This is a genomic window from Desulfonatronum thiodismutans, from assembly GCF_000717475.1.
GTDB classification, from domain to species: Bacteria; Desulfobacterota; Desulfovibrionia; order Desulfovibrionales; family Desulfonatronaceae; genus Desulfonatronum; species Desulfonatronum thiodismutans.
Genome location: NZ_JPIK01000013.1, coordinates 257389 through 270313, shown reverse-complemented (window position 1 = coordinate 270313; position 12925 = coordinate 257389). Strand labels below are relative to the sequence as shown.

The window sequence follows — 12925 nt, the reverse complement described above, 5'->3', positions numbered from 1 at the left end:
CGTGCATGAAGTAAGCCTTGGTCAAAGTATTGAAGACTATCTCACGGGAGAAGAACTGGAATTGACCACCTACGAAGACCTGCGCCAGGGCTTGGCCCGGCTGCTGGTGGAGGAAAAAGGCTATCCCAAGGCCAATCTCTCTCCGCGGGTGGCCATCCGGTTCCAAGTGGACGACAAGCCCTTTTCCCGCAACGTGGACATCCTGGTCCGCGACGAGCAAGGTCGACCGGCTCTGGCCCTGCTCTTCTGCTCCGGCACGCCGGAGACATACACACGGGAAGCGGTATATGCCGCCAGACTGCTGCCCGACGGCCCGGCCCCCCTGGCCATCGTCACGGACAGCAAGGACGCAAAGCTCCTCAGCACCGCCAACGGCAAGCCCCTGGCCGACGGCTTTGCCGCCATCCCCTCCTGGGAGCAACTGCAAAACCTCCTCACCGAACATCCGGCCCCGGACCTGGATCCGAATCGCCTGGCCCGCGAACAGCGTGTCTTTTACATGTACAGTGGTTTTCTGGAAGGCTGTTGCGGTCAGGAATGCTCCGTCTGAAACACGTTCCGGGTCGCAGAGAGTACTCTGCCGATCCGACGTCCACCGCCGAAGAACTCGATATTTTTGATCAAACTTCTAAAAAGACGACAAAAAGTTTACAGGAAATTTTCCCTGACAGCCTGACCTAGCGGCAATCAAGGCGGATTTGATGCCGACAACCCGCTATTTTTTCCCAATATCGACTATATTAAAGTCAAAGAGGATATTGAACGAAAAAGACGACAAAAGATGGCTTGACACAATTCTCCTGTAGAGTGTTAATGAAAGTAACTTTATGGTTAGCACATTACCCCGAAGACCGAAGAGGAGGAACCTATTCTTGCAAACCTCACACGGTCGTCTCGTGCTCCAGCATACATCACCTCTGCTCCCAATGCTCAAAACCAAAGATCCCTCGAAATCGACGACTGCTGACCACAACGGTCTAGTCGCGTTTCCTGATGGAAAGACGTTATCTTCGACTCCGTCCTTGGTCAGAGAGTATGGAGAACTGCCTAAACTTCTGGAAATTTTGCATGAGCCCGTCCTCATCCTCGATGGAGTGTTTAATATTGCCTATGTAAACCGTGCCTTTTCCAAGCTTTCGGGCTTTGAGCCAATGGATGTTCTTGGCAAGCCCCTCGGCTTACTTTTTAGCACAAAAGATTTTCAGAACATTCATCGCAGGATGCAAGAATATCTGCATAATGGAAAAAATATCCACATACAAAGTGTGTTCCTGCTCAAGAAAGAATCAAAAATACATGTATCAATGTCTTGCTCGCCGATTTCTAAAGAAGGAAAGAGTTGCAACGGAGTATTTATTTCGATTTCAGACAGTACTGAAAGACAACTTTTAAATAATATTTTTTATAATGGAAAAAGAGAATGGGAAAAAACTGCTGATGTTGTCCAGGACTACATAATCGTAGCTGACGAAAATAATTTGATCAAGCGTGTAAACGTATCACTTGCCAAAAAACTCAATCTACATCCACGAGAGCTTGTTGGAAATCATTGCGATGCATTCTTTGATTTTTGCCTTCCTCATCTTTCAAATATTCCCATATCAAGAATATTTGATAGAAATAACATAATAAGTCGATATATCTACTCTAACATCCTAAATGCACATCTTCATGTAAGCCTGCACACAATTATAGATGATGAATTAAATAACAAATATATAATTTATATCGCAAAAAACAAAAACAAAGAGAAAACAGTCAAAAATTCATTCTTTATCGCCAAAAGAGAGTTGGAAAGCATTATAGCAAAGAAAACCAAAGACCTTGTACAGGCAAATAAAGACTTAATGCTGCATATCCAAGAGAAGAACGCCATACAAAAAGACAAGTTTAAATTAGCATCTATTATTGAACAGTCAGATGTTGGAATTATACTCACTGACATACAATGGACAATTAAATATACAAACCATGCATTTACCCAAATCACCGGGATAGAAAAAGACGGAATTACGCAAGATAATCGCTATAGATTACTTGATTTTCTTGGAGAACCATTTTCGGAGCGGAAAAAAATGGATTCTCTCCTGCGCAGCAAAGGTGCCTTGAATGGGCGCCTGACCAAGCATCGTCACAATGGTTCCCGTTATGAAATCGATGTGAGAATCCTCCCCTTGAAAGACCAAGAAGGGCTCATCACGAACTACTACGCGATCATTAGAGACATCACGCAAGAAGTGCTCCTGGAAAAGCGCATCAGAAATGCCGAGAAAATGGAAGTGATCGGCACTTTCGCGGCTGGGATTGCCCACGATTTCAACAACATTCTTGGAGGGATCACAGGTTCGATTGAGTTGGCCATGGATGAAATTGACAACGACAGCATCGCGTATAAAGATCTTGTGGATGCCCTCCAGCATTCCGAAAATGCAAAAAAAATTATCAAGGAAATCCTGTCCTTCAGACACCATGACTCCGCACCTGTCTATCCCATTGACTTAAGAGCCACTTTACAGGAAGTCATGGTGATGATTCAAAAAATAATGCCCAAGGATATTCGCCTTGTCCAAGAGTATGACTCTAGCGACTGGATGACCTTGGGAAACAGCAATCAAATCCAGCAAGTCATGATGAATTTATGCACAAACGCAGCTCACGCAATGAATAATCAAGGCGATATTCATATAAAACTATTTGAGGAAAAGGTTCATTCTTTAATTCATGCCAATCAAAACTCTCTTCGTGCTGGAGATTATATTCACATTTCCGTAGAAGATTCAGGCTGCGGGATCCAAAAAGATATTTTAGAAAGAATATTTGAACCGTTCTTTACAACAAAGAAAATGTCCGGAGGTACGGGCATAGGGCTTGCGGTGGTTGCCACCATTATCAACAGGTTAGGCGGAGCTGTACTTGTTGACAGCATTCCAAACAAGGGCAGTACTTTTCATGTCTATATACCTCGCTATATTCCATAAAGACAACCTCAACATCATATATCGATTATATTTTGAGACATTATTTCAATTGAAGCGCCCCACCCTGACACAATAAGATGTTGATGCAGCGCATCTCAAATATATAACTGGAGGTCTAATGGCTCGGGTATTGATCATTGATGATGATCCAGCAATTTGTATTGCTCTCTCCAAAAAAATTACCCGTATGGGCCATGATGCACAAACCGCACAGACGTTGCGAGAAGGTCTCGAGAAGGCAGCATCACACGAACATGATGTCATATATCTTGATGTTCGCCTTCCCGACGGCAATGGACTGGAAGCTCTGCCCAAAATCAACCAGGGCATCCTCGCCCCGGAAGTTATCATCATTACTGGCGAGTCCGACCCCGACGGAGCGGAACTTGCCATCCGCAGTGGCGCGTGGGATTATATTCAAAAGCCCTCCACTCTGAAATCGATGGTCTTTCCGCTTATGCGCGCCTTGCAATACCGGGAAAAGAAAAAGGCCTCCGGTTCCCTGAAAGCACTCAATACCAACGGTATTATCGGGTCGAGCCCGAACATGAAAGCCTGCCTGAACCATTTGGCTCAAGCCGCTTCGTGCGAAATGTCGGTGCTTATAACAGGAGAGACTGGTACGGGCAAAGAGCTTTTCGCCAGGGCCATCCACAATAACAGCTCCAGGGCGAATGCGCCCTTTGTTATCGTGGATTGTGCCGCCCTTTCAGAGCATATTGTTGAAGCTGAACTTTTTGGCGCGGTCAAAGGAGCCTATACAGGAGCCACCGCCTCTCGCGAGGGGATGATTATCCAGGCCGATGGAGGCACCCTGTTCCTCGACGAAGTGGGGGAACTGCCCTTGCATGTCCAGAAGATATTCTTGCGGGTCCTTCAAGAACATCGGTTCAGACAAGTTGGAGGAACCAAGGAAATATCAAGCAATTTCAGGTTACTCTGTGCCACTAACAGAAATTTGGATAATATGGTTACGGAAGGAGGCTTCCGCCAGGACTTGCTGTACCGGCTCCAGTCCATGCAGATCGAACTCCCCTCTTTGCGCGACAGGCCGGAAGACATCGTTGGACTTGCCATGCATCGAATGACAAGCACTTGTGATCACTACAAAATACCCACAAAAGGGATGTCCCCGGAATTCATTGAAGCGCTACGGATTTATAAATGGCCAGGCAATGTCAGGGAGCTTTTCAACACCATGGACAGCGCCCTGCTCACCAATCACGGCGAGGCAGTCCTCTACCCTGAACACCTGCCCATAAACCTGCGAGTAAAAATCAAGCGGGCCACTCTGAAAAAGAACACGCACGGCGGGGGGATAATCGAACAGGAAGCCACCGGGGAAATTCAAGACTCTGTTGAGCCTGGAGTACCCGACAATGTCCTGGTCCCTTCGGAGAGCCCTTTGCCTCAGGAGCAGCAGGCCTCTCCACCTCAGCATGGGCAAGACTATCTGTCCCAGGACCCGACAGCGTCGGACGAAAGCGAATTCCCGCATCTTCGGGAGCTGAGGGAAAAAACCGTCAGCGTCATGGAAAAGAAATACCTTGAAGAGCTTTACAAACGATCAAATGCCGATATCCCCCTGGCCTTGCGCCTTTCAGGTCTTTCTCGAACCAGGTTGTACGAACTGCTCAAGAAGCACTCCATGTCCTTTCAATAGCCCCCTGCTGAGCCGGTTCAAACCGTCCTGCTTTTCCGACATCCGGGCCGCTGCATATACGCCTTTCCCGACGACCTGTCGGCGATCGCAAAGGCCGCCTGCTTTTTCCGTTCATATTCTCGGATACTTGCGACACAACACATTACCCGCGCAACACTACTGAGAACAGGCGCCAATCCTACTTTCCCGAACAACTTCGGTAAGTCCGACTGTTGTCCCGCTCAAGGCCAATAGTTGGCATACATCTTGTAAACTCTTGAACAATCCGTAAAAAGCGTATCCGCCCCAAACCTGCTCTTTTTTGGCAAAACGTATACTGGGGACCAATCATGTATTGTACAAGTGGTCGCCTGAGGACCCCGCTGGATTTCATTCGCAATCTCTCAAGTCACGGCATATGATGTACGACACCGTTGCCTCCCCAAAAACAACCGCGACGTGCGTTGAAAACGCCACCCGTGAACCAGCCGAGCGGCACTTTTGCAACCTGGGCTGGGCGCATCGCGGTCTGGCAATGATCGCCGCGGACGGACATGTCCTGGATGCCAACAAGGCTTTCTATGAAATCCTGAACAGCGGCATAGCTCAACCCGCAAGAAGCGATAAAGACTTGGACGTGGACGAGCATCAACTTTCCAGGTCGGAATCGCTTCGTGCCCTATTGCGAATTCTCAGCGAGAAGGGATCGGCATCACGGCTTCAGGTTGAAGTGCCCTGCACCCAGAATGGCCGCCGACACTTGCTTCTGGACGCCCATCGAGTAGACAACGGCTCACCCCGTGACCATGCCTTTTTGGTCATGATCGAAGATGTCGAAAGGCACGAAGCGACCGGGTGCGAATTTTACAAACAAGCGTTTTACGACCACCTCACCGGACTGCCGAACAGAACGTTGCTTATGGACAGGGTCGAGGCGGCGTTGCAGCGTTCAAACGGCAAGGATTCCCTTTTTGCGCTTGCTTTTCTCGATATTGACGACTTCAAAAAAATCAACGACTCCTTCGGCCATGTTCTCGGCGACCAGGTCCTTGTCCATTGTTCCCGCAAAATCACCCACTCGGTGCGCACCGAGGACACGGTAGCACGGTTTGGGGGCGACGAGTTCGTCATCCTCCTGGACGGCGTGGCGAGTGAGCGCGAAGCCATGCACATTCTGGAACGGGTCAGAAGCAACGCATCCGCGCCGCTGGGAGCACGCGGGAATGACCAGGCGTTGGCCTGTTCCGTAAGCATCGGCATGGTCATGTCGCCAGGCTACACCTCGGCCCTTCAAATGCTCCACGATGCCGACATGGGCATGTTCCGGGCAAAATCAGAGCATAAAGGCATCGTTCTGGTTCATACCCATCCGGATGCGGATGCCCGGTCGATGAAGTCTCCGGTGAAGGCCTCTCGTGAACATGCGGAAATCATGGCCCAGGGTCAGCCTTGTCTCCTCTATCAGCCGTTTTTCCGGGTCAATGACCATGTTCTGATGGGCTTTGAGGCCAAGTTTTACTGGCGGCACCCCGCTTTGGGCCTGCTCGAATCAGCGAATTTTATGCCGTTTGCCGCGCAGTCCGGCAACGTCGAGGAGCTGACCCGCAAAGCGCTCGACATGGCCTGCACCCGCATACGGACCTGGAACCTGGATCATGCGCGCACGCCGCCGTTGACCCTCTGCATGAACCTGACCGCCGAACAGTTCGGGCGCAAAGGATTCGAAAAGACGATAGAATTCGTACTCGCTCAAACCGGTCTTGACGAACACCTTCTCAGACTGGAATTCTCACGCTCGGCCTTGAGCCATGGAGACCCTACCGGGGCATTGCTCATGCGCATGAAGGAGTTGGGCGTTCAGTTGGCGATTAATGACGACGGCACGGGGTTATCCACTCTTCTCTATCTCCAACGATATCCTTTCGTGCCCATCGACACCCTCAAAATGAACCGGCGCGTCGTCGCCAGGCTGCTGAACAACTCCTATCATCAGGAAATGGTCTGGGCTACGATCATGCTGGCGCACAGCCTGGGAGTGGAAATCGTTACCGAAGGCCTACAAAACAATGAACAGCTGTCACTCTTGAAAGAGATGAACTGTGACTATGCCCAGGGGGATTTGTTCTCCAGGCCGTTGGAGGACAAAGGCGTCGACGTCCTCTTGAAAAGCACCCAAAAAACCAAATCCGCGACGAGTCTTAGGGTAACCTCTTCTGAACCGCGAATACTTCACTGACCCTCACTTCCCACAAAAAAAGTGCCTGGAGCATTGCGATATGACGACCAATTCCTATCAAAATATTCAAAATGAACTGCGACGTACGCCGAAAACCTGGCTGGTCACCGGCGTCGCCGGATTCATCGGCTCAAACCTTTTAGAATCTTTGCTCAACATGAACCAGCAGGTTGTCGGCCTGGACAACTTTTCCACCGGGTATCAAAAAAACCTGGACCAGGTACACGCCCTTGTCGGCGACGCGTCTTGGAGCGGATTCCGTTTCATCGAGGGGGATATCCGCGATATGGACATCTGCCGGAATGCCGTTCACAAGGTAGACTACGTTCTGCATCAAGCCGCTCTGGGCAGCGTCCCCCGCTCCCTCGAGGATCCCATCGAGGCCAACGCCAACAACGTCACCGGGTTCTTGAACATGCTCACGGCCGCACGAGACGCCCAGGTGAGCCGCTTCGTCTACGCGGCCTCCAGCTCCACCTACGGCGACCACCCCGGCCTGCCCAAGGTCGAGGACGCCATCGGCAAGCCCTTGTCTCCCTACGCCGTGACCAAATACGTCAACGAATTATACGCCGAAGTCTTCGCCTCTTGCTATTCCTTCAAATCCATCGGGCTGCGTTATTTCAACATTTTCGGCCCTCGCCAGGACCCGGACGGGGCCTACGCCGCGGTGATCCCCAAATGGTTCGCGGCCCTGCTTCAGGGAGAGATCCCGTTCATCAACGGTGACGGCAAAACCAGCCGGGATTTCTGCTATGTGGACAACGCGGTACAGGCCAATATTCTGGCGGCCTGCGCCAAAGATGATCAAGCCCCGGACCAAATTTACAACGTGGCCTTTGGGCAACGCACCACCCTGAACGAACTTTTCGGATACATCCGTGACTTGGTCGCACCCCGAAATCCGGCGATCTCAGCCATTCACCCGGAGTACCGCGACTTTCGCCCCGGAGACGTACGCCACTCCCTGGCGGACGTCTCCAAAGCCGCACGCCTGCTGGGCTATGCTCCTGAATACTCGGTGAACGAAGGGCTGAAATTAGCCGCTAGCTGGTATATCGACAACATGATGAAATAACTGCATTTTCAGCACAACCCTTCCATATTGACACTCTTCACGATATCCCTGACAAAACATATGCGTCATGGAGGTGCCCCCCGGAAACAGTAACACACTGCGAGCGTCGATATGCGATCATCCCTTCTCCCTCGTCCCTTCTTCTTTACCCTGTTTGCCTTCATTTCCTGCCTTTCCTGCTTTTTTTCGACTCCCACGCAGGCCCAGCCTTCGGGTCGGGACCTCGCCCAGTTGGTCCATGACCGCTATGTGGGCGACGACGCCGTCTCCCGTCAGATCATGGAACTCATCCCAACCAGAGGCCAAAAGCGGATCCGTGAATTGACCATTAGCGGCGTGGACCGAGGTACGGTGCGCAAAACCTTGATCCGGTTCATCTCGCCCGCGGACATCAACGGAACGGGCTTCTTGTCCATCGAAAACGAGCAAGGCGGCACGGACCAGTTCCTGTACCTACCGGCCCTGAACCGCACCAGACGCGTTGTCGCCGGCCAGAAAGGCCGCAGCTTCGTGAACACCGATTTCACTTACGAGGACATGGAACGTCGACCAGTTGATGACTCGGAACACGTCGTCATCGGCGAGGAGCCATTGGGAGGCGTGGACTGCTGGATACTGGAAAGCCGACCGAAACCCGGCACGGATTCACAATATTCCATGGTCCGCGCCTGGGTGGCCCAGGATATGCATTTGCCTCTGCGGGTGGATTTTTTTGCCGAAGGCGAAGAGCCGGTTAAACGCTACTCCGTGCTTCAACTTGAAAACATCCAGGACATCTGGACCGAGACAAAAGTAACCATGGAAGACCTGCACTCCGGCCATCAGACCGTCCTGGAAACCACGGAAATCCGCTACAACACGGGCCTCCCAGACAACGCCTTCACCCAGCAGGCTTTGGAGACATGGTAGGCCACACGCCTTCCGCGTTTGAAGCAGGCTCAGGAGGTCGCGAGTCGTCGCAGCAGTAGGACAAAGCAAGGGAAATGAGATGCGGTACAGGGAGCGACACACAATGACGAACCAGCCGAGCCTGCGATCTTTTTGCGCTCTGGCGGTCCTTGCCCTACTCCTCCTTCCGACTCCGGCCCTGCCCAGCTCACCGGCCCAGGTCTTTACCCTCGAACTCACCCCAGGGCACGGACAGCAAGTTCTGGCCGTGGCCTTATCCCAAAAGCCGCACTCGATCCACACATTTGAACTCGGCAACCCCGCCCGGCTGGTCATGGACATCTCTCCAGCACGGCTTCCTGGGGGGAAACACCATATTCCCACGGACCACGACCTGTTTCACGGCATCCGCGCGGCTCAGTTCACCAGACAAACCGTGCGGGTGGTCCTGGACCTGAACCAGGACGCGCTGCACCTGGTAACCTCCCGCCCCGTAGCGGGCGACCAAGCCCAGCACCTGATTCTGGTCAGCCTGCTTGCGCCCGAGGACGCCGCCGTCTTTGCCGATGCACAGCCCAAGGCACCACTCAGCCCCCCGGCTTCCAAGGCTACAGAGCAACAGGACCCGAGCCTCGCGCCGATCCTCCATGATGCCCGTTCCCAAACAGAGTCCAAGACCCCTCCGACCCAGAAGATCATTTTGTTCGGCGACCCTCAGACCCAAGTGAGTTCGCCCGACACGGCCCAAGCCTCGCCGTGGGGGCGCATGGAGGCCTCGGGCTTCATCATGGCCAAGGGGGCTCAGGAATTGCGGGAATCCAGCGATAGCCAGCCGCGGACATTTCGCAACACCATCAGGGTTGAGGGGAAGTGGACCCCGCCGACATCCGCCGCAGGCCTCGCGGCAACCGGTTCCTCGACCACATTTCTCCTGGCCTCGATCCAGTCCGACTATCTCAGGTTCGGCCCCGATCCCACATGGGACGAACACGACCTGGAACTCTACGAAGGCTACCTGTTCCGGGGCGCGCCGGGCTGGGACATGCGCCTGGGCAGACAGATCGTGCGCTGGGGCAAGGCGGACCAGCTCAGCCCGGTGGACAATCTCAACCCTCAGGACTTGCGTGAATTCATCATCCCGGACCTGGAGGACCGCAAAATCCCGAATTGGATGGCCAGGGTCCGTCTGTTTCCAGGGGCTTTCACCCTGGAGGGCATTGTTGTGCCTTTTTTTGAAGCGGACAGGTTCGATTATTCCGGCACGAAATGGGCACTGCTGGGTATCGACCAGCCCGGTGTTCCCATCCAAGAGACCAAGCCCGCACGGAACCTGGGCAACGCGGATTGGGGCGCACGCTCGGCCGTAACCATGGCCGGCTGGGATGTGGCCCTGAGCTACCTGTATGCCTGGGAAAAATCCCCGCGCTTGGAATTCAGTCCGGAAGATCCTCAAGGCCCAGCCCTCCGAGCCGACCACCATCGACAGCACATTGTCGGCCTGGAATTCGAAACAGCCCTGGATAAATTCGGATTCCGAGGTGAAGGCGCGTATTTCCACGAACAATCCCTGCAGACCCGAAACTTGCAGGCCCGGCCCAAGCCCGTGGCCCAATACGTCCTCGGCCTGGACTACCTGGGCGAACAGGACTGGTACGCCAACATTCAGTTCTCGCACCAGCATGTGTTCAACCATGAGCCGGGGCTGCTGGCCAAACGCGACAGCTACTTTCTCAACGGGGAAGTCAATCGGGAGTTCTGGCGGGGCAATATCACGCTCAAGCTGGGCTACGCCCTGGATCTCCAGGACGGCGGCTCCTTCCTGACCCCGGAAGCCATCCTGACCTACTTCAAAAACCTTGAACTTTCCCTTGGGGTCAACCTGTTCTCTGGATCAGGCGAGTCCCTCTTCGGTCCATACAAGGACAACGATCAGGCCTTTTTCAAGGCCAAATATTACTTTTAGATCCGCCCCAATCGACCCCATGCTTCACTCTTTTGCACTTCCGTCACTCTTTTTGCCAAACAATCAGCACATCCGCGCAGTGGCTCTTTTCCAGCAATCCTCTCTTTGCCGAACATCTCAAAATCGGCTACCTTCCTTGCAATTGCATTATGGCCGAGATAACATTACAAGGCTTTTCATGTTTACAACAATCTTGCTTCCAGGTTTGTAGCGACATGTACCCGGCCAAGCAAAGATGGCTGCCCTTTCCCAATGAAACGTTTCCGGCGACCGTGCTCCAGCACGCCCCGGATGATGTTGACTACGTCTTCAAGCTCGCGGACGATCCTGACGAACTTTGCCAAGCGTATCACCTACTCTACAGGGAGTACCTGAACGTCGGCTACATTCAAGAAAGTCCGGGGAAGCTCTTGTTTACCCCACACCATCTGCTCCCCACGACCACGGTCTTCCTGGCCAAGTCTCAGGAAGCCGTCCTTTCCACCGCCACCCTTGTCCACGATTCCAAGCCATCCGGCCTGCCCATGGACGCCTTGTTCCACGCTGAACTGGATACCTTGCGCGCGCAAAACCGAAGAATTTTGGAAGTCTGCTCCCTGGCCTCCGACAGATGCGCTTTTTCGCGACGCGGCATCCAGAACTTCACCAAGCTGATTTTCCTGTATTGCGTATTCCTGGACATTGACGACGTCTGCATCATGGTCAATCCGAGACACGTTCATCTGTACAAAAACCGATGCGAGTTCGAGATCTTCGCGGAAGAGAAATATTACCCCAAGGTCAATGCCATGGCCGTGGCTTTGCGTGCCAATGTGCATAAGGCAAGGGAAAAGCTCGACCGAGTGTACTTGAAGTTTTCCTACCAGCACAAACTCTTCTCCCACTACCTTTCCTTGAGCATCGCCCTTGACGCCAGCATCTTCAGGGTATTCGGCGATGTTCAATCCTCGAAAACGTGCCGCAATCCCCTGGACGCAAACGTGATCAACCGGTTTTTGGGTCACAAGGCAGACGCCCTGTCGGATGTTCCCTTGGATTTTAAAAAACTGCTCCATGAATCCTACCCCGGAATCCGAATCTGAAAACCAGCCGCAGGGTTGATGGTGTGTTCCAGAGATTCAGGAACATATTCGACAAATCGGTTGAACATGCTGCCGTCCAATGTTTGTAGACGACTTTCGCACGAGAGGCCCGGCCTGTATCCGACCCTTCATGCATCACCTCAATCATATTTGATGAGGACCTCCCATGACCGTACACCCCGAGCAACTCCTCCAGGAACGTCGCAGATCCGTCAGGCTTCGTCGCTCGGCCATGCTCAGAGCCAAGCTGGACGAAATTGACCGCCCGAACATCAAGATCGCGGAAACCCAGGACGAATTGGCCCAGTCCTTTGCCCTGGTCTACCAAGAGTACTTGGCCTCCGGATACATCAAGACCCCGCATTCCTCGGAAATGCATCTCAGCGTCTACAATTTTCTGCCCAAAACCTGCGTCTACATCTTCCGAAGCTACACCAAAGTCATATCCACGTTGTCCCAGATCTTCGACAGCGAACTGTTCGGGCTACCCATGGACGCGCTGTACCAGCCGGAACTGGACGCCTTGCGGGCAAAAGGCCGCAAAGTCACGGAACTTTCCGCCCTGGCCACGCCCAAGGAGACCCGCTGGTGCAACCTGATGGTCTTTCTTTCCAAGACCATGTTCGAGTATTCCAGACTCGTGGACGTTGACGACATCTGCATCATGGTCAACCCCAAGCACGTCAATTTCTATAAGACCATGTTCCTGTTTGACGACTTCGGACCGGAACGGTTCTACGAAGGCGTGGGGGCGCCGGCCGTTGCCCTGCGCATTGACATGGACACCATTGAGGAAAAACTGAGCGAAAAGTACCAGGATTTCGACGTGGATGGGAATCTACATGCCTTTTTCTGCAAGATGAACACGACCATGCAGGAACTGCAAAGCGGCTGGACCTTTCATGAAAAAAGGCACCCCATGGATGCCGACGTTGCGAAGGTCTTTTTCGAAGTCAGGCCAGACGTCTACACAAACCTATCTCTCATCCAGAAGCAATACTTGCAGAAATTCTATCCATTCTTGAGCAACGGCAAGAAATAGTTCGCCTATTTTTTAG

Annotated in this window: 9 protein-coding genes; all 9 read left to right on the top strand. The window is 52.7% G+C overall.

The window, feature by feature from the left end; genetic code table 11:
* The first annotated feature begins 1 nt into the window (after nucleotide 1).
* The 9 genes from GY33_RS0111275 (at nucleotide 2) to GY33_RS0111225 (ending at nucleotide 12909) form a co-directional block, all read left to right on the top strand.
* On the top strand, nucleotides 2-550 hold the full coding sequence (locus GY33_RS0111275; protein WP_031387429.1) for a type I restriction enzyme HsdR N-terminal domain-containing protein: 549 nt from the start codon (nucleotides 2-4) through the stop codon (nucleotides 548-550).
* A 322-nt stretch (nucleotides 551-872) separates the two neighbouring features.
* On the top strand, nucleotides 873-2978 hold the full coding sequence (locus GY33_RS0111270) for a PAS domain-containing sensor histidine kinase (RefSeq protein WP_161788470.1): 2106 nt from the start codon (nucleotides 873-875) through the stop codon (nucleotides 2976-2978).
* Between the two features lie 118 nt (nucleotides 2979-3096).
* On the top strand, nucleotides 3097-4641 hold the full coding sequence (locus GY33_RS0111265) for a sigma-54-dependent transcriptional regulator (RefSeq protein WP_031387427.1): 1545 nt from the start codon (nucleotides 3097-3099) through the stop codon (nucleotides 4639-4641).
* Between the two features lie 397 nt (nucleotides 4642-5038).
* Nucleotides 5039-6856: a putative bifunctional diguanylate cyclase/phosphodiesterase gene (locus GY33_RS0111260; protein ID WP_084185111.1), complete on the top strand. Its 1818-nt coding sequence runs from the start codon at nucleotides 5039-5041 to the stop codon at nucleotides 6854-6856.
* 40 nt (nucleotides 6857-6896) lie between these two features.
* The gene (locus tag GY33_RS0111255) at nucleotides 6897-7934 is read left to right on the top strand and encodes an SDR family oxidoreductase (RefSeq protein ID WP_031387425.1); all 1038 of its coding nucleotides are present in this window, start codon (nucleotides 6897-6899) and stop codon (nucleotides 7932-7934) included.
* Nucleotides 7935-8045: 111 nt separating this feature from the next.
* Entirely contained in the window at nucleotides 8046-8843 is a 798-nt protein-coding gene (locus tag GY33_RS0111250) for an outer membrane lipoprotein-sorting protein (protein ID WP_051822536.1), read from the top strand.
* 103 nt (nucleotides 8844-8946) lie between these two features.
* The gene (locus GY33_RS19875; protein WP_051822535.1) at nucleotides 8947-10785 is read left to right on the top strand and encodes an AMIN domain-containing protein; all 1839 of its coding nucleotides are present in this window, start codon (nucleotides 8947-8949) and stop codon (nucleotides 10783-10785) included.
* 215 nt (nucleotides 10786-11000) lie between these two features.
* Nucleotides 11001-11867: an N-acyl amino acid synthase FeeM domain-containing protein gene (locus tag GY33_RS0111230; RefSeq protein WP_051822534.1), complete on the top strand. Its 867-nt coding sequence runs from the start codon at nucleotides 11001-11003 to the stop codon at nucleotides 11865-11867.
* Nucleotides 11868-12033: 166 nt separating this feature from the next.
* Nucleotides 12034-12909 (top strand): N-acyl amino acid synthase FeeM domain-containing protein, encoded by an 876-nt coding sequence (locus GY33_RS0111225; RefSeq protein WP_031387420.1) that lies wholly within the window; start codon nucleotides 12034-12036, stop codon nucleotides 12907-12909.
* Nucleotides 12910-12925 lie beyond the last annotated feature (16 nt).